Annotated in this window: 15 protein-coding genes and 1 pseudogene; 9 read left to right on the forward strand and 7 right to left on the reverse strand. The window is 70.9% G+C overall.

Annotated features, from left to right (window positions below):
• Positions 1–12: 12 nt before the first annotated feature.
• The 5 genes from ACQ86M_RS17040 to treY form a co-directional block, all read right to left on the reverse strand.
• Positions 13–1785: a glycoside hydrolase family 15 protein gene (locus ACQ86M_RS17040; RefSeq protein ID WP_431246280.1), complete on the reverse strand. Its 1773-nt coding sequence runs from the start codon at positions 1783–1785 to the stop codon at positions 13–15.
• The gene (locus ACQ86M_RS17045) at positions 1782–2639 is read right to left on the reverse strand and encodes a serine/threonine-protein kinase (protein WP_431246281.1); all 858 of its coding nucleotides are present in this window, start codon (positions 2637–2639) and stop codon (positions 1782–1784) included. Before ACQ86M_RS17045 ends, ACQ86M_RS17040 begins: the two co-directional genes overlap by 4 nt.
• Positions 2639–4675 carry a glycogen debranching protein GlgX gene (gene glgX, locus ACQ86M_RS17050; RefSeq protein ID WP_431246282.1) on the reverse strand — a complete coding sequence of 679 codons (2037 nt, stop codon included), beginning with the start codon at positions 4673–4675 and terminating at the stop codon, positions 2639–2641. The genes ACQ86M_RS17045 and glgX overlap by 1 nt, the downstream gene beginning before the upstream one ends.
• Positions 4676–4993: 318 nt before the next feature.
• Positions 4994–6703: a malto-oligosyltrehalose trehalohydrolase gene (gene treZ, locus ACQ86M_RS17055; RefSeq protein WP_431246283.1), complete on the reverse strand. Its 1710-nt coding sequence runs from the start codon at positions 6701–6703 to the stop codon at positions 4994–4996.
• Positions 6700–8955 carry a malto-oligosyltrehalose synthase gene (treY, locus tag ACQ86M_RS17060; RefSeq protein ID WP_431246284.1) on the reverse strand — a complete coding sequence of 752 codons (2256 nt, stop codon included), beginning with the start codon at positions 8953–8955 and terminating at the stop codon, positions 6700–6702. The genes treZ and treY overlap by 4 nt, the downstream gene beginning before the upstream one ends.
• Positions 8956–9096: 141 nt before the next feature.
• On the opposite strand from treY, the gene ACQ86M_RS17065 reads away from it, so the two are divergent.
• The 3 genes from ACQ86M_RS17065 to ACQ86M_RS17075 all read left to right on the forward strand — a co-directional run bounded on the left by ACQ86M_RS17065 (position 9097) and on the right by ACQ86M_RS17075 (position 10194).
• Positions 9097–9402 carry a hypothetical protein gene (locus ACQ86M_RS17065; protein WP_431247908.1) on the forward strand — a complete coding sequence of 102 codons (306 nt, stop codon included), beginning with the start codon at positions 9097–9099 and terminating at the stop codon, positions 9400–9402.
• Between the two features lie 221 nt (positions 9403–9623).
• Positions 9624–9797 carry a CsbD family protein gene (locus ACQ86M_RS17070; protein ID WP_431219778.1) on the forward strand — a complete coding sequence of 58 codons (174 nt, stop codon included), beginning with the start codon at positions 9624–9626 and terminating at the stop codon, positions 9795–9797.
• A gap of 127 nt (positions 9798–9924) precedes the next feature.
• Positions 9925–10194, forward strand: a complete 270-nt coding sequence (locus ACQ86M_RS17075) for a hypothetical protein (protein WP_431219779.1) — start codon at positions 9925–9927, stop codon at positions 10192–10194.
• Here the strand turns inward: ACQ86M_RS17075 and ACQ86M_RS17080 are convergent.
• A pseudogene (locus ACQ86M_RS17080) lies at positions 10167–11116 on the reverse strand (GlxA family transcriptional regulator). The gene ACQ86M_RS17075 and the pseudogene ACQ86M_RS17080 overlap by 28 nt on opposite strands.
• An 86-nt stretch (positions 11117–11202) precedes the next feature.
• On the opposite strand from ACQ86M_RS17080, the gene ACQ86M_RS17085 reads away from it, so the two are divergent.
• Entirely contained in the window at positions 11203–11415 is a 213-nt protein-coding gene (locus ACQ86M_RS17085; protein ID WP_431246285.1) for a hypothetical protein, read from the forward strand.
• Between the two features lie 89 nt (positions 11416–11504).
• On the opposite strand, the gene ACQ86M_RS17090 is transcribed toward ACQ86M_RS17085, so the two are convergent.
• The gene (locus ACQ86M_RS17090) at positions 11505–12593 is read right to left on the reverse strand and encodes a LacI family DNA-binding transcriptional regulator (RefSeq protein WP_431246286.1); all 1089 of its coding nucleotides are present in this window, start codon (positions 12591–12593) and stop codon (positions 11505–11507) included.
• Between the two features lie 184 nt (positions 12594–12777).
• On the opposite strand from ACQ86M_RS17090, the gene ACQ86M_RS17095 reads away from it, so the two are divergent.
• Genes ACQ86M_RS17095 through ACQ86M_RS17115 form a run of 5 tightly spaced genes read left to right on the forward strand, consistent with a single transcriptional unit; the run spans position 12778 to position 17370 of the window.
• Positions 12778–13644, forward strand: coding sequence for an ABC transporter substrate-binding protein (locus ACQ86M_RS17095; protein ID WP_431219782.1), 867 nt, complete (start codon positions 12778–12780; stop codon positions 13642–13644).
• Positions 13645–13665: 21 nt separating this feature from the next.
• Positions 13666–14454 carry an amino acid ABC transporter permease gene (locus ACQ86M_RS17100; protein WP_431219783.1) on the forward strand — a complete coding sequence of 263 codons (789 nt, stop codon included), beginning with the start codon at positions 13666–13668 and terminating at the stop codon, positions 14452–14454.
• The gene (locus ACQ86M_RS17105; RefSeq protein WP_431246287.1) at positions 14451–15221 is read left to right on the forward strand and encodes an amino acid ABC transporter ATP-binding protein; all 771 of its coding nucleotides are present in this window, start codon (positions 14451–14453) and stop codon (positions 15219–15221) included. Before ACQ86M_RS17100 ends, ACQ86M_RS17105 begins: the two co-directional genes overlap by 4 nt.
• Positions 15218–16234 (forward strand): Gfo/Idh/MocA family protein, encoded by a 1017-nt coding sequence (locus ACQ86M_RS17110; RefSeq protein WP_431246288.1) that lies wholly within the window; start codon positions 15218–15220, stop codon positions 16232–16234. The genes ACQ86M_RS17105 and ACQ86M_RS17110 overlap by 4 nt, the downstream gene beginning before the upstream one ends.
• Positions 16235–16239: 5 nt before the next feature.
• Positions 16240–17370, forward strand: a complete 1131-nt coding sequence (locus ACQ86M_RS17115; RefSeq protein ID WP_431246289.1) for an NAD(P)/FAD-dependent oxidoreductase — start codon at positions 16240–16242, stop codon at positions 17368–17370.
• The last annotated feature ends 25 nt before the right edge of the window (positions 17371–17395 follow it).

A 17395-nucleotide genomic window follows, 5' to 3' on the forward strand; every position in this document is an offset into this window, starting at 1 on the left:
CCCGCCGGGGCGTCAGCGGCCGAGGTCGTCGATGGTCAGCGCCGCGTCGATGAGGCCCAGGTGCGAGAGCGCCTGCGGAAAGTTGCCCCAGAAGGCGCCGACCTCATCCATCATCTCGGCGTACAGCCCGACGTCGTTCGCCCGGTCGACCAGGTCGTCCATGAGGGCGGATGCCTCACGGATGTCCCCGACGCAGGCAAGCGCCGCAGCCAGCCAGAAGGAGCAGGCGACGAACGGGCGCTCACCGTCGGCCTCCGCCCCGGTGAAGCGGAACAGCAGAGGGCCCCTGCCGAGCTCGCGGCGCAGCACCTCGATCGTGGAGCGCATCCGCTCGCCGCGGTCGAAGCCGCTCGGAGCGTGGAGCAGCACCGACGCATCCAGGTCGTCCTCGCCGGCGACCATCGTGTAGGCGCCCAGGCGCTCCGACCAGCAGTGCTCGTCCACCCACTCGTGGATGAGCTCCGCCTCGCGCCTCCAGCGGTCCGGGTTGCCCTCCGCCTGCCCCAGCCCGGCCAGATCCAGGGCCGCCTGCAGCGCCTGCCAGCACCCCATCTTCGAGGAGGTGTGGTGGCGCAGCTCGGCGAGCTCCCACATCCCGGAGTCCGGCTGGCGCCAGACGTCGCAGACGCGGTCGGCGACGTCGGAGACCAGGCGCCGGGTCGGCACGTCGAGCACGTTCCCGGCCGACGCGTAGGCGAGGGCGACACTGAGCAGGTCGCCGTAGACGCCGAGCTGGAGCTGTGACGCGGCCCGGTTGCCGGTGACGACCGGCCCGATGCCGCGCCAGCCGGGCGCGTCGTGCGTCTGCGGTTCGGCGGACGACTCCTCGCGGAGCCCGTAGAGGATGCGCAGCTCGGCCGGGTCGCCCTTGACCGCCCGCAGCAGCCAGGCGATCGCGGCGTGCGTCTCCTCGCGCAGCCCGAAGCGGGCGAGTGCGCGGAGCGCGTAGGCGGTGTCGCGCACCCACGCGAAGCGGTAGTCCCAGTTCTTGCCCCCGCGGGAGGTCTCTGGGAGGGAGGTGGTGGCCGCCGCCGCGATGGCACCGGTGGGCGCATAGAGCAGGAGCTTGAGGGCGAGCGCGCTCCGCTGCACCGCATCCGCCCATGGCCCGTCGTACGAGAACGTCCGCGACCACAGCTCCCAATTGGAGACGGTGCGATCGATCCCGATGTCGACGTTCCCCGGCTCGGGCAGGTGCAGGGGTTCGTCGTGGGTCGCCACGACGGTCAGCGTGCGGCGATTGCCGGCGACCACGCGGATTCGGCCGCCGAACCGCGGGGCATCGGCGTCCTCCTCGCCGTCATCGAGGCCGGTCACGCCGATGTTGACCGTGCCGACCCGCAGGATGCGCCTGCCGTCGATGTGCTCGGCCCACGGGCTCGACATCCCGAACACGGTACCGGGTTCGACGGACCAGTCCATCACCACGGTGCCGTCGACGCCCTCGATCCGCCGCGCGAACTCGACCCACGGCAGCCGGCCGGCGACGCCCGTGACCAGCGCGTCGGTGACGCGCACCGTCCCCGTCGCCGTGGTGAACGTGGTCTCCAGCACGTTCGTGCCCGGCAGGTATCGTCGCCGCGTCTCGAATGCGCTCACCGGGTGCAGTTCCAGGCGGCCGCCGTGTTCGGTGTCGAGCAGTGCGGCGAAGACCGGCGGCGAGTCCAGGCTGGGGAGCGGGAGCCAGTCGACCGTGCCGGATCGATCGATGAGGGCGACCGTGCGGCCGTCGCCGAGGGCCGCGTGCTCCTCGATGCCCGCGGCGTCCGCGCCCGTCGTGGTCACGCCCTCTGCTGCAGGCCCGCGGCCGAGATGACGGCCTCGCGGAACACGGGCGTCAGCTGCTTCGCGGTCGGCCGGGCGGCCGGGTCGCTCGCCGTCATGGCGTGGAGGATGCGCGTCCAGTCGTCGGGGAGGCCGTTCGGCACGGGCGGCTCGTGATCCAGCCGGGCCATCGCCGATTCGACGGCGTCTCCCGGGTAGGTCACGTGATGGGTGAAGCACTCGAGCAGGACGAGGCCCAGCGAGTAGATGTCGCTGGCTGCGGTGGCCGGCTTCCGGAGTGCCTGCTCGGGGCTCAGGTAGGCGGCCGTTCCGGTCGTCTTGCCCTCCTCCGTCTGCGTGGGCTCTCCCCGGATGCCGCTGGCGATGCCGAAGTCGGTGAGCCGGGCGCGGGCCCGGAAGGTGGTGGTGCCGTACGACACCAGCATGATGTTCGAGGGCTTGATGTCGCGATGCACGACGCCGTTCGCGTGCACGTACTCGAGCGCCTCGGAGATGTCGTACGCGACCTCCGCGATCTCCTCCAGCGTCAGTTCCCGCTGGCCCAGCGCAGTCGCCAGGTCGGTGCCGGAGACCAGCTCCATGATGAGGAACGGCCGTGGATCCGTGGGCGACGTGTAGTCGATCCCCGCGTCGATGAGCGACACGATGCCGTGGTGGCTGAGCCGCGCGAGCGCCGCCTGCTCGGTGCGGTACTGCGCCATCTCCTCCTCGCCGCCCGAGCGGTACAGCTTGATCGCGACCTCTCGGCCGAGGAGCTCGTCCGTCGCACGGAAGATGCTCGCCTCGCCGCCGCGGCCGATGACGTGCTGCGGCCGATAGCGGCCGAGGAGGGCCGGGATGGTCGACTCGGGCATCAGCTGTTCCGCGACCTCAGCAGCGCGAAGGAGGACTCGCCCAGGATGACGCTCCCGCCGTCGCCGAGGGAGAGCTCCGGGTCGCTCGAGAGCTCCAGCTCCCACGCCGAGCCGATCGCGTCCGGAAGCACGAACTCGACACCGTTTCCCGCGCCGTTCAGCAGGAGCAGGAACGAGTCGGCGCCCTCGTGGCGCAGCTCGAAGGCGATGGAGCGCGCCTCCGGGTCGCCCCAGTCCTCGTCCGCGAACGGCTCGCCGTCTGCGCGGAGGATGCAGACCACGTCCGGGCCGCCGACGTCGGGGGCGTGGCGGTACCACTCCGGCCGCAGCGCTGGCTCCGAGCGGCGCAGGTGGATGAGCTTCGACGTGAACTCGTGGAGCTCCCAATCCGCGTTCTGCCAGTCGAACCACGAGATCTCGTTGTCCTGGCAGTAGGCGTTGTTGTTGCCCTGCTGGGTGCGGCCGATCTCGTCGCCGCCGAGGATCATCGGGACGCCGGCCGACAGCAGCACGGTCGCCAGGAAGTTCTTGCGCTGCCGGGTGCGGAAGGCGTTGATGCCCTCGTCGTCGGTCGGACCCTCGACTCCGTAGTTGCTGGACCGGTTGTCGGATTCGCCGTCGCGGTTGTCCTCGCCGTTCGCCTCGTTGTGCTTCTCGTTGTAGCTGGTGAGGTCGGCGAGGGTGAAGCCGTCGTGCGCCGTGATGAAGTTGACGCTGGAGAGCGGCGCGCGGCGCGAATCCTCGTAGATGTCCGGGCTGCCGAGGACGCGCTGCGACAGGGTGGAGAGCACGCCCGGCTCGCCGCGCCAGAAGTCGCGGACGTCGTCGCGGAACTTCCCGTTCCACTCCGACCAGTCGGCGGGGAAGCCGCCCAGCTGGTAGCCGGCGACGTCCCACGGTTCGGCGATCATCTTCACCTGCGCGAGCACCGGGTCCTGCTGGATCAGGGTCAGAAACGCGCTGTGGAGGCTGGCGTCGCCGCCCTGGCGGGTCAGCGTGGTCGCCAGGTCGAAGCGGAAGCCGTCGATGTGCATGTCCTCGACCCAATAGCGAAGCGAGTCCATGATGACCTGCAGGGCGGCAGGGTGACTGACGTTCCAGCTGTTGCCGGTGCCCGTGGTGTCGAAGTAGTGCGCGCCGTCGCCCTCGACCAGCCGGTAGTACGAGGGGTTGTCGATGCCCTTGAAGCTGTAGGTGGGGCCCATGTCGTTGCCCTCGGCCGTGTGGTTGTAGACGACGTCGAGGATGACCTCGAGGCCGGCGGCGTGCAGAGCCTTCACCATGCCCTTGAACTCGTCCACCTGGTGCCCCGTGTCACCGGTCGCCGCGTACTCGTTGTGCGGCGCGAAGAAGCCGATGGAGTTGTAGCCCCAGTAGTTGCGGAGGCCCTTCTCGGCGAGGTGCGCATCCTGGACGAACTGGTGGATGGGCAGCAGCTCGACCGCCGTCACCCCGAGGTTCTTCAGGTACTCGACGGCGGCGGGATGCGCCAGCCCGGCGTAGGTGCCGCGGAACTCCTCCGGCACCCACTCCATGAGCTTCGTGAATCCCTTCACGTGCATCTCGTAGATGATGGTCTCGCTCAGCGGGATGCGCGGCCGCTCGTGGTCGCCCCAGTCGAATTCCTGCCGGTCGATCGCAACGCCCAGCGCGACGTGGCGCGCTCCGTTGGTGTCGCTGCGGCGCTTCGGCCGCCCGAGCTGGTGCCCGAACACGGCCTGGGTGTTGTCCCAGTGGCCGGTGACGGCACGGGCGTGCGGCGGGAGCAGCACCTTGGCGGGGGAGAAGCGGAGGCCGTTCGCCGGGTCCCAGGGACCGTCGACCCGCAGGCCGTAGCGCGTGCCGGGGACGAGCCCGGGAACGAAGCCGTGGAAGACGTGGCCGGTGCGCTCGGGCAGCACCGTCTGCGTCTCGCGACCGCGGGCGTCGAACAGCGACACGATGACCTTGTCGGCGCGCTCGCTGTAGACGGCGACATTGGCGCCGCCCTCGCGCAGGGTGATGCCCAGCGGGTACGGCGTGGAGTCGGCGGTCATCGGCACGCTCGCTCGGAGGAGCGGCTGCTGCGGGCGGCGCAGCGAGGCTGGGGACAGGGCTGGGACACGGTGTCTCCGATCGGCGGTAGACCGCCACGATACCTGGGCGGGGCGTGGCCCTCCAGGCATTGACAGGGAGCAGCGGGGACGTTAGACCCGGGTCAGAGTTCGCCAGACGCGGGCGTTCATCCACGCGACGACCTCGTCGCCACGATCCACGCGAGCCGCTTCTCGCCGTCGGCGAGCGGATGGTGGCGGTTGAGGGCGACCAGAAGCGCTGGGCCTTCGAGACTTCGCCGACCGTACCACCGTGCGCGCCTAGAGTGGCGTGACGCGCACCGCCTCGCCGAAGGCGGCGACGGCGTCCTGCGGCGACGCCACGAGACCGGCTCCGGAGAGGCTGACCTCCACCAGCAGGCCCGCGCGTGTGAAGCGGAACACGCCCTCGTCCAAGGCCACGTCGTCGGCGCGCGCCCCGGCCGGGATGGTGCGGCGGAGCGCCGTGAGGGTGCGGTACCACTCCAGCATCCGGGCGTTCTCGGCCCGGTCGAGTTCAGACCAGTCCAGCTTCGACCGCCGGAGCGTCTCGGGGTCCTGCGGGTCAGGCACGATGTCCGGGTCCCAGCCCATCTTGGCGAACTCCGCGATGCGCCCCTCGGCGGTAGCCTTCCCCAGCTCGGGCTCGGGGTGCGAGGTGAAGAACTGCCAGGGTGTGGTGGCCGCCCACTCCTCGCCCATGAACAGCATGGGGGTGAACGGTCCGAGCAGCGTGAGGGCCGCCGCGGCCGCCAGGCGCCCGGCGTCGAGCGTCGCGGTGAGGCGGTCGCCGGCGGCGCGGTTGCCGATCTGGTCGTGGTCCTGGCTGAACGCCACCAACCGGGTGAAGGGGATGTCGGGGTCGAGCGGCCGGCCGTGGTGGCGCTCCCGGAAGCTCGACCAGGTGCCATCGTGGAAGAACCCGCGCTGGAAGACCCTGACCAGCGCATCCGGCTGGGCGAAGTCGGCGTAGTAGCCGGTCGCCTCGCCGGTGAGGTTGGCGTGGATGCTGTGGTGCACGTCGTCGTCCCACTGCGCGTGCAGGCCGTAACCGTGGTGCGACCGCGTGCGGATGAGCTTCGGGTCGTTGAGGTCGCTCTCGGCGATGAGGGTGCGCGGGCGGCCGGTCTCTCCGGACAGTTCGTCGGCGAGCACCGCCAGCTCTTCGAGCAGGTGCGTCGCACCGGTGTCGGCCAGCGCATGCACCGCATCCAGGCGCAGGCCGTCGACGTGCATCTCGCGCAGCCAGTACTCGGCGTTGTCGAGGATGTAGCGGCGCACCTCGTCGGACTGCGGGCCGTCGAGGTTGATCTTGACGCCCCACGTGCTGGCGCCCTGCCCGAGGTACGGGCCGAACTTCGGGAGGTAGTTGCCGCTCGGGCCGAGGTGGTTGTAGACGACGTCCTGGATGACGGCGAGGCCGCGCTGGTGGCACGCCTCGACGAACCGCTGGTACGCCTCCGGGCCCCCGTACTGCTCCTGCACCGCGTACCAGAGCACGCCGTCGTAGCCCCAGTTGTGCGTGCCGTTGAAGGCGTTCACCGGGAGCAGCTCGACGGCGTCCACCCCGAGCTCGATCAGATGGTCCAGCCGGCCGGCCGCCGCATCCAGCGTCCCTTCGGGCGTGAACGTGCCGATGTGGAGTTCGTAGATCAGCGAGCCCGTCAGGTCGCGTCCCTCCCACATCCCGTCGGCCCACTCGTGCGCACGCGGATCGAACTCGCGGCTCAGCTCGTGCACGCCGTTCGGCTGACGCAGCGAGCGTGGGTCAGGGAACGGACCCTCGCCGTCCACCACGAATCCGTAGTCCACCGGCGCGTCCGGCAGGGCGGGCGACTCGGCGAGCCGCCACCAGCCCCCGGTCGGCGCTTCGGCCGTGGCCGGGACGGGCGTGAGCGGGAACGTGCCCAGGTCGCCGAGCACCACATCCACGCTGCGCGCCTCCGGAGCCCAGACGGGGAAGTCCCGCCCTCCCCAGCCGCCGGCCGTCATCGGACGACCGCCAGCAGTGCGACCGGGTACCGCTCGAAGACGGTGGCGAGCGGCACGCGTCCGCGATGCTCGCGGCCGGTGAGCTCGTCGCGCATGGGTTCCTCCCCGAGGTCGATGGTGGTGTCCGCCCAGCCGCCGGTCGCGGAGAGGCCGACGGGCAGGCGGGTCGCCAGCGCGATCGCGCCGCCGCGGTCGAAGCCGACGAGGTGGCCGGCGCGCGACCCCTCCGCGTAGACCGGGCGGTAGCCGGTGAACAACTCCGGGCGGTCCCGCAGCAGCCGCAGGGCACGCGACGTGACAAGCACCTTGGCCGCGCCCGACGAGTCGATCTCGGGCAGCCAGCCCTCGTCGATGTGGGCGAGCAGGGCTGCGGCGGCGTCGAACTCGACAGGGCGGCGGTTGTCCGGGTCGACCAGCGACCGCTCCCAGCGCTCGGAGCCCTGGTACACGTCCGGGCGCCCCGGCGACAGCAGCTGCAGCAGCTTCGCGCCGAGGCCGTTGACGGCGCCGGGCGCCTCGATCACCGCGGCGAGGGCTTCGACCTCGGCGCGCACCCGTTCGTCGTCGAAGGCGGCGTCGATCGCGGCGGCCATGCGGGTCTCGAACTCCTCGTCCGGGTCGGTCCAGGCGGTGGACGCGCCCGCCTCCCTCGCCGCCTTCAGGGCGTAGCCCTGCAGGCGCTCACGGGAGGCCGGCCAGGCGCCAAGGACGGACTGCCAGAGCAGGCTCTCCAGCGACGCGTCGCCGACGCTGACGCGTTCGCGCACCGTGCGCAGGAACCGCTCGAAGCGCCCCGGCAGCTCGGCGAGCACGGCGATCCGGGCGCGGGTGTCCTCGCCGCGCTTGGTGTCGTGGGTGGAGAGCACGGTCATCGACTCGGGGAGGCGTCGCAGGCGGTCCTCCTGCCGCCGGTGGAACTCCTCCGGCGAGAGGGCGAACTCGGACGGGTCGCCGCCGACCTCCGTCAGCGAGACCAACCGGGTGAAGCGGTAGAAGGCGTTGTCCTCGACACCCTTCGCCATGATCGCGCCGGTCGTCTGCTCGAAGCGGTCGCCCAGCCGATCGGTGATGCGGGCGATGACCGGGACGAGGTCGGGCCGCGATTCCGCGGCGGCGAGGCGCGCCTCCTCGAGGTACTCGGCGCCGAACGGGAGGTAGCTGCGGTACACCGGGAACCACGCCGCCAGCTCGGCCACGGCATCCGCGGTCTCCTCGTCGGTGCCCTCGCCCAGCTCGCGGACGACGCGCAGGACCTCCGAGCGCAGGATGCCGTCGGCGACCGCCCGCTTGCGACGGTGGATCAGCTCCGTCCAGTCCTGGTTCTCCTCCCGGTCGTCGGTCTCGCCCGCGAGCGCGGTCAGCGGCCCCTCGCCGGCGGGGTCGATGAAGACCCGGTCGATGACGCCGAGGGCGTCGTAGCCGGTGGTGCCCTGCACGGGCCAGTCGGGCATCCGCTCGTCGCCCTCGATGATCTTCTCCACCCAGATCGGCGCATCGCCGGCGAGGGCGCGCAGACGCTCCAGGTACTGCCCCGGGTCGCGCAGGCCGTCGGGGTGGTCGACGCGGAGGCCGTCCGCGATGCCCTCGCGCAGCCAGCGGCCGATCTCGCGGTGGGTGTCGTCGAAGACCTGCTGATCCTCGACCCGGAGGCCCGCGAGGGTGGTGACCGCGAAGAACCGGCGGTAGTTCAGCTCGGCGTCCGCGCGGCGCCACGACATGAGCTCGTAGTCCTGGCGGTCGTGGACCTCGCGCGGGCTGCCGTCGCCGGTGCCCGGCGCGATCGGGAACCGGTGGTCGTAGTACCGGAGCTCGCCGTCTTCGATGCGCAGCGCATCCAACTCGTCGGCGCCGTCACCGAGGATCGGGAGCCGCAGTTTCCCGTGGCCGAACTCCCAGTCGATGTCGAAGTACGGCGCATAGCGCGACCGGCGCCCGTGCGTCAGCAGGTCCCACCACCACGGGTTGACGGCGGGCGTGGCGACGCCCATGTGGTTGGGGACGATGTCGACGAGCACCTTCAAGCCGCGCTCGTGGGCGGCGTCGGCGAACTCCCGAAGGGCCTCCGGGCCGCCGCGGGACGCATCCACCCGGCTGTGGTCGACGACGTCGTAGCCGTGCATCGATCCCGGCTCGGCTTCGAGCAACGGCGACAGGTAGACCCAGTCCGCGCCGAGCCGCTGGATGTGGTCGAGCACCTGCATCGCATCGCGCAGAGTGAAGGAGGGGGAGATCTGAAGGCGGTAGGTGCTCACAGCCTCATTGTGCGGGAGCGCATCGGGCGCCAGTAGGCCTTGAATTCGCGCGAGCCTGCGATTGCTAGACAAGCAAGCAATATGGATAGACTAACTACATATCCGACGTACGAGCCGTCGGAGAAGAGGGGAGTGACCGGGATGGGCGTGCTCAGCTACGGAGGCACCGACTACCCCTTCGGGGATCGGATGCTGGCGCACCTCCAGGTCGTCATCACCACGAAACTGCGCCGGCGCGAGAGCTTCGCCCTGAGCTGGGTGCCGGACGGCGACGGCGGGCGCGAGGCGATCTGGGTCGACAACGGTCTGCCGATCCGCTTCCGGTACGACGAGTCGACGATCGAGCCGCTCAATCGCGACTGGCTGGAGGCCTTGATGGACGGCACCCACCGCCCGAACGGCCTGCTGGTGATGCCCGAGCCCGAACGCATAGCGGCCAGACACTAGACCTCCTCGTTTCTCGGTGACCTATCGTCATCGCCTTGCTGCACCGGATGCGCGACGCGGTCGACCGCATAGACGTTGCCGGCAACGCCGGGCGCCCGTATGGTCGCCGCGACCGCCTCGACTGAGCATGCGGTGTGACGTGGTGGCGCGGGGGTAGACCGCCACACCGAACGGTGGGACCGTCTATGGGGTATCCGAACCGGACCACGAAAGGGGACCTCATGGGACTCGACGACAAGATCGAGAACGCCGGCGAGAAGCTCGGCGGCAGCGCCAAGGAGGCCGCGGGCAAGGCGACCGACAACGAGCGCCTCGAGGCCGAGGGCAAGGGCGACCAGGCCAAGGCCGACGTCAAGCAGGCCGGCGAGAAGATCAAGGACGCATTCAAGGACTGACGACCGGCGAGCCACGAAGCCCCCGCCCGGGTCCACGTGGGCGGGGGCTTCGTCATGCCCGGACAGCCGCATCCGTCGCCTGAGATTCATCTTTCGTTAACCGGCGCGGCGGAGTAGTTTCCGGTCCATGGGAGACCGGACGGATCGTGCGCGCGCGTGGCGCCGCGCCGCCGTCGGCGCCGTCCTGGCGGCACTCGCCCTCCTCGCGACCGTCGCGGTGGCCGTCGCCATCCCGACCCAGGGCGAGAACCCGCGGGCCTGGGGCGTCGTCGTCTGCGGGGTGATCACCGTCGCGATCTGCGTGGACGTGGCCGTGCGTAATCGGCGTCTGCTCCGCCACTACCGGGGCGACGACCTCGCCCCGCGCCATCACGTGCGGGCGAAGGCCGCGCGGTAGCGGGTCGGCGGCACGCCCACCTCGGCGTCGAAGTGATGGCGCAGCAGCGTCGCGCTGCCGAAGCCGCAGCGGCGGGCCACCTCGTCGATGGGAAGATCCGTCGTCTCCAGCAGGAGCCGGGCGTGCAGCACGCGCTGGGTGGTCAGCCACTGCATCGGCGGCACGCCGGTCTCGGCGACGAACCGCCGCGCGAAGCTGCGCGTCGACATGTGGACCCGCTCGGCCAGGCTGCTGACGCTGTGCGGCTCGTCGAGGCGGTCGGTCAGGTGGTCGAGCAGCTCGCTGAAGGTGTCGTCCGTGCAGTCGCTGACCGGCTTGTCGATGTACTGCCGCTGGCCGCCGTCGCGCTGCGGGGGACGACCATGTTGCGGGCGATGGTGTTGGCGACGGCACTGCCGAGCTCGCGGCGCACGAGGTGGAGGCTGGCGTCGATGCCCGCGGAGGTCCCAGCGCTGGTGATCAGGCGGCCGTCGTCCACGAACAGGACATCGGGGTCGACCCGGGCCTCCGGGAACCGGCGCTGCAGCTCGGCGGAGTAGCGCCAGTGCGTCGTGCAGTCCCGGCCGTCGAGGAGACCGGCGGCGCCCAGGGCGAAGGCGCCGGAGCAGACGCTGAGCAGGATCGCGCCCCGGTCGTAGGCGCGGCGGAGCGCATCCAGGAACTCCTCGGGGTACTCGTCGCGCACGGTGGCGGCGGGGACGGCGATCAGGTCGGCGTCGTCCATCGCCTCGAGGCCGTACGGCGCGGTGAGGGTGACGCCGGTCGGATTCGTCACCGGCTTCCCGGGGTCGATCGCGCAGACGCGGAAGTCGAAGGGCTCGAGGCCGGCGTAGCTGCGGTCGAGGCCGAAGACCTCGCAGACGACGCCGAATTCGAACATGGCGAAGTCGTCGATGAGGGGGACCGCCACGGATCGGATCATGCCCGCCAGTGTAGTGGCGGAATCTTTACGAGGATAGACCGAAAGCCACCTCGTGTCCGGATATTTACGTTCGTAACGTTGGTGTCATGGCAAACGCGACATGGACACAGGGAATGGAACACGGCTGGGTCGGCCGACCGGCCCGCACGGGCGACCGGGCGCGGACGCCGCGGCGGTTCGTGCTCAGCGACTGGCTGCCGGCGGCGATCCAGGCGCGCGGCGGAAGCGTCACGCGCGAGACCGATCGCGCGCTCAGCGACCTGCGCGCGGCGCAATCCGCACGCGAGACCGGTCGCTAGCGCATCCCTTCGGTGAGATTTGTGCCAAATCGCGGTTATGGCGTCGCGATAACCGCGATTTGGCACAAATCTCCGACAAGGCGAGCGGCTCAGGCGGAGGCGACGCGGGCGGGGGATGGCACGGGACCGACGGAGGCGCGGCGCACCAGTTGCGCGTCGAAGACGACGGCCTCCTCATCCACGCGCTCGCCGTGGATGCGCTGCAGCGCCAGGCGGGCGGCTGCAGCGCCGAGCTCGTAGATCGGCTGCTCGACGACGGTCAGCGGGGGCGTGGTGATGCGCGTCCACTCGGGGTTGTCGAAGGTGATCAGCGACACGTCGTCGGGCACCCCCAGGCCGAGCGACCGGATGGTCTGGAGCACGGTCATCCCGATCAGGCTGTCCGAGGCGATGACGGCGGTGACGGGGTCGTCGCCGGTCAGGAGTTCGCGCGCCACCGCCTCCACTCCGCGCCGGCGGGCGTCGAGGCGGATGTGGCTCTCGGGTGACGGGATGCCTGCGTCGGTGAGCGCCTCCATCACGCCGTCCACACGATCCGCCACGCTCGACATGGTGATGCGATCCCCGGGGGTGTAGGCCTGCGCGGGGTGGTCGTGCGTGGAGATGAACGCGATGCGCCGGTGGCCTTCGGCGAGCAACTCCGCGGTCGCGCGGGCGGCCGCCGACCGGTTGTCCACCGTGACGGAGTCGTAGTGCTCCCCGTCGGCGCGGCGGTCGAGCAGCACGAGCGGACGTCCCGCCGCCGGCGCGGCCGCCAGGTGTGCGACGCGGGCGGAGGACGCCGGCGCCACGATGAGGGCGTCGACCTGCTTGTCGAGCAGGACGTCGACGGCGGCCTGCTCCGCATCCACGTCCTCGTCGGAGTTGGTCAGGATGACGTCGTAACCGGCCTTGCTGGCGACGTCGGAGATCCCACGCATGGCGTGCGCGAAGAACGGGTTCTCGATGTCGCCGACGACGACCCCGATCGTGTTCGAGCGGCCCGTGTTCATCGACCTCGCGAGCGCGTTCGGCCGGTAGTTCAGCTCCTCGGCCGCGGCGAGCACACGCGAGCGCACCGCCTCGCTCACCTGCCCGTAGTCGCCCAGCGCGCGGGCCGCAGTGGCCTTCGAGACCTTCGCCGCTTTGGCGATGTCGGCCACCGTGACGGCGCGGCGGGACGCGGGGCGTGGGGACATCGGTGGACCCTTCCTTTTCTCGCTTCCCGTTTGACGAACCCGGGAAACGTGTTGTAGCGTCCCAGAAAACCAACTGAGACCGGTCTCAGGCTAAACGACAGAGACCGGTCTCAGCAACCACAGATCGACGAGGATCGCACGCCACGTTTCTCGCCGCACCATCCCCCGACGATTGGACCCCGCAGTGAAACGACGCACTCTCCTCCGGCCGGCCGGTCTGCTGGCCGCAGCGGCCTCCGCCGCCCTCGTCCTCGCCGCCTGCAGTTCGGGCGGCGCCTCGGGCGCCTCCACCAAAGACAACCCGTACGGCCTCATCGAGGCGGGCACCGTCCGCGTCGCGAGCCTCGGCGACGCGAAGCCGTACACGTTCACCGACGCGAGCGGCGACTTCACCGGCTTCGACGTGGAGCTGTTCACCGACGTCGCCAAGCGCGCGCACCTCGGCAAGGCCGTCTTCACCGGACAGGACTTCTCGGGCCTGCTCGCCGCGGTCGCGAACCACCAGTTCGACGTCGGCGTCGCCGCCATCGGCATCACCGACGAGCGCAAGAAGACGGTCGACTTCTCGGACGGCTACCTCGCCGGCTACCTGACGGTGCTCACGACGAAGACGTCGGGCATCGACTCGAAGGCCGACCTCGCCGGCAAGCGCCTCGGCGTCGTGCAGGGCACGCTGCAGGAGTCGTACGCGGTGAAGAACTTCCCGAAGGCGAACCTCGTCCGGTTCCCGGACAACAACGCCGCCGTCTCCGCCCTCAACAGCGGCTCGGTGGATGCGCACTTCCTCGACTACGAGGCGGCGAAGAGCTACGTCGCGCAGTACCCGTCCCTCAAGGACGCCGACGACATCCCCTCGTTCGATGCGCCCGCCGGCTTCGCCATCGCCAAGGGCAACCCCGCCCTGAAGAGCGCGCTCGACAAGGCGCTGCACGCGGCGATGGAGGACGGCACCTGGAAGAAGCTCTACCAGAAGTGGTTCCCGGGCTCGCCGATGCCGAAGCAGTACCTGCCGAAGGCGGAGCAGGATTCGACCCCCACCCCGTCCAAGTAGGACGGCCGCACGGAGATCCCCATGGACTGGCTCACCACCATCACGCACACCTTCTTCGACATCCCCTCCATGCTGCAGGTCTTCCCGCAGCTGCTGGGCGTCGGACTCGTCAACACGCTGATCATCTCGATCGCGGCGACCGTCATCGGCGTCGTGCTCGGCATGGTGGTCGCCGTCATGGGGATCTCCACCTCCCGCTGGCTGCGCATCCCCGCCCGCGTCTACACGGACGTGTTCCGCGGCCTGCCGGCGATCCTCACCATCCTGCTCATCGGCCAGGGCTTCGCGCGCTTCTCGCAGTCGATCTTCGGACCGTCGCCGTATCCGCTCGGCATCCTGGCGCTGTCGCTCATCGCGGCCGCGTACATCGGCGAGATCTTCCGCGCCGGCATCCAGAGCGTCGACCGCGGTCAGCTGGAGGCGTGCCGCGCGCTCGGCCTCAGCTACGGCAAGGCGATGCGCCTGGTCGTCGTGCCGCAAGGCGTCCGCCGGGTGCTGCCCGCTCTGGTCAACCAGTTCATCGCCATCGTGAAGGACTCGAGCCTCGTGTACTTCCTCGGCCTGCTGGTGGGCGAGCGCGAGCTGTTCCGAGTGGGTCAGGATGCGGCCGTGCTGACCGGCAACCTGTCGCCGCTGGTGCTCGCCGGACTGTTCTATCTGGTCATCACCGTGCCGCTCACGCACCTCGTCAACTACTTCGACAACCGGTTCCGCACCGGGCGCCGCAAGCCGGCGCCGCCGAAGAGCGGACTGGACGAGCTGGACGAGGTCCAGCCTCCGGCCGCCCTCACCCTCGGGAGCAACACATGACCTACACCTCGCCTCTCCCCGCCCAGACCACCCCGGACTTCCGCGGCTCGGCGCTCGACCTCGTCGACCTGACGATGGCCTACGGCGACATCGACGTGCTGCGCGGCGTGTCGATCTCGGTGGCGCCGGGTAGCACGACCTGCGTCATCGGACCGTCCGGCTCGGGCAAGTCGACCATGCTGCGCGGCATCAACCGCCTCCACGAGCCGAAGAGCGGCGACGTGCGGCTCGACGGCCAGAGCATCCTGGGCACCAAGCCCGACGCGCTCCGCCGCAGGATCGGCCTGGTCTTCCAGCACTTCAACCTCTTCCCGGACCACACGGCGCTGCAGAACGTCATGCTCGCGCTGCGGAGCGTGAAGCGGATGTCGAAGGCGGAAGCGCAACGCGTCGCCGAGGAGCGGCTCCACGAAGTAGGCCTGGGGGAGCGCATGGACCACCGTCCGCGCGACCTCTCCGGTGGCCAGCAGCAGCGCGTCGCGATCGCCCGCGCGCTCGCGATGGAGCCGGAGGTGATGCTCTTCGACGAGGTCACCAGCGCCCTCGACCCGGAGCTCGTCAAGGGCGTGCTCAACCTCATGGCCGATCTCGGTCGCCGGGGGATGACCATGGTCGTCGTCACGCACGAGATGAACTTCGCCCGCAAGGTCGCCGACCAGGTGGTCTTCATGGACGAGGGACGCGTCGTGGAGGCCGGGCGACCGGACGACCTGTTCGACCGGCCGCAGAGCCCCCGCCTGCAGCGCTTCCTGTCGGAGGTGCTGTGAGCGCGCAGCCGCTCCGCGTCGGCCTCATCGGGTACGGCGTCGCCGGGCGGGTGTTCCACGCGCCGTTCCTCGCGGCGGATCCCGCGTTCGAGCTGACGGCGGTCGTCACGTCGCAGGCCGACCGGCTCGCCGCCGACCACCCCTCCGCGGTAGCGCTGCCCGACGTGGATGCGCTGCTCGCCACACAGGGGGTCGACCTGGTCGTCGTCGCCTCGCCGACGCCGCTGCACGTCGGCCACGCGACGGCCGCGGTGGATGCCGGGCTGCCGACGGTCGTCGACAAGCCGTTCGCGCCGGACTCCGGCTCGGGGCGTGCCCTCATCGAGCGCGCAGAGGCGGCGCGCGTGCCCTTCACGGTGTTCCAGAACCGCCGGTGGGACGGCGACTTCCTCACCCTCCGCCGCGTGGTCGGCGACGGAGCGCTCGGCGACATCCGGCGCTTCGAGTCCCGGTTCGAATGGTGGAAGCCGTCCGCCGACGACTCGTGGAAGTCCACGACAGGAGCGGCGGAGGGCGGCGGCATCCTGTTCGACCTCGGAGCTCACCTGATCGACCAGGCGCTCCTGCTGTTCGGACCCGCGGCCGTCGCCCACGCGGAGGTCCGCACCCGGCGCGGCGGTGCCGCCGACGACGACGCGTTCGTCGTGCTCGAGCACGGCAGCGGGACGACGAGCCACCTGTGGATGAGCGCCGTCGCGCCCATCTCGGGCCCGCGATTCCGCGTGCTCGGCTCACGCTCCGGATTCGTCTCGTGGGGGCTCGACCCGCAGGAGGGTCAGCTCGCGGGCGGCATGCGCCCCGGCGACGCGCGCCTCGGCCGCGCCACCTCCCCGGCACGGCTGGGCACCGACGCGCACCCGGACGAGGTGCCGCTGGCACCCGGCGACTACGCCGACTTCTACCGCCGGCTCGCGGCCTCCCTCCGGGACGGCACGCCGCTGCCGGTCGAACCGCGGGACAGCCTCGCGGTCCTCGAACTGATCGACACCATCCACACTCAGAACCGAAAGTGAGCACCATGACTGCACCATCCATCCGTTCCCGCGTCGTCGTCATCGGCGGCGGCGTGCTGGGCGTGTCCACCGCCACGCAGCTGGTCCGCGCCGGGGCCGAGGTGACGCTGCTCACCGAGGGCGAGCTGGCCGGCGGCGCGAGCGGGCGCTCGCTCTCCTGGCTGAACACCGCGGGTCTGCGCTCGCCGGAGTACCACGCCCTGCGTCAGCTCGGCATCGATCGCTACCGCACCCTCGCGGCCCGAGAGGACGTCTCGGCGTTCCTGCGCTTCGACGGCGGCCTGACCTGGGCTCCGGAGGGCGAGTCGTTCCGTCCGATCCTCGAGCACGAGCGCGCCATCGGCTACGACGCCCAGTGGGTGACCGCCGACCAGGTGGCCGACGTGACGCCCGGCGTCGACCCGGCCGCGATCGCCGAGGAGGGCGCCATCTTCAACCCGGGCGAGGGATGGGTCGACCTGCCGTCGCTCATCGCCCACCTCGCTGAGGAGTTCACCGCGCGCGGTGGCCGGCTGATCGCGGACGCCGGCCACGTCGAGGTCCTCGTGGAGGACGGCCGCGCCGTCGGTGCGGTCACGCCGGACGGTCGCCGGTTCGAGGCGGACGCGGTCCTCCTCGCGACGGGCCCGGGTGTCCCTGCGCAGGTCGCCCAGCACGGTGTCCGCATCGAGGACGGCAGCCCCGCCGCGCTGCTGGTCTGGACGAAGCCCATCGACACCGAGCTGACGGCGGTGCTGAACACGCCGAACGTCGCGGTCCGCCCGACGCCGACCGGCGCCCTGGCGCTCGACTCGGCGTGGTCGGAGGAAGCGCTCGTCGTCGGGGACGACGGCAGCATCACGGTTCCCGACGGCATCCTGGAGCGCCTGCTGGAGGAGGCGTCTCGCGTCCTCGCCGGCAACCCGGCGCTCGAGCTGGACGGCTTCGGCACCGGCGGCAAGCCCATCCCGGGCGACGGCGAGCCCGTGCTCGGCGAGCTGGAGCAGATCTCCGGCTACTTCGTCGCCTTCACGCACAGCGGTGCGACGCTGGGGCTCATCGCCGGCGAACTGCTCGCCCGCGAGATCCTCACCGGCGAGAAGTCGCCGCTGCTCGACACGTTCCGCCCCGCGCGTTTCAGCGCGGCGCTCGTGTGACGGGAGTCGCTGTCTAATCGGCGGA

It is taken from the genome of Leifsonia xyli subsp. cynodontis, assembly GCF_050632205.1.
Lineage (GTDB): Bacteria > Actinomycetota > Actinomycetes > Actinomycetales > Microbacteriaceae > Leifsonia > Leifsonia xyli_D.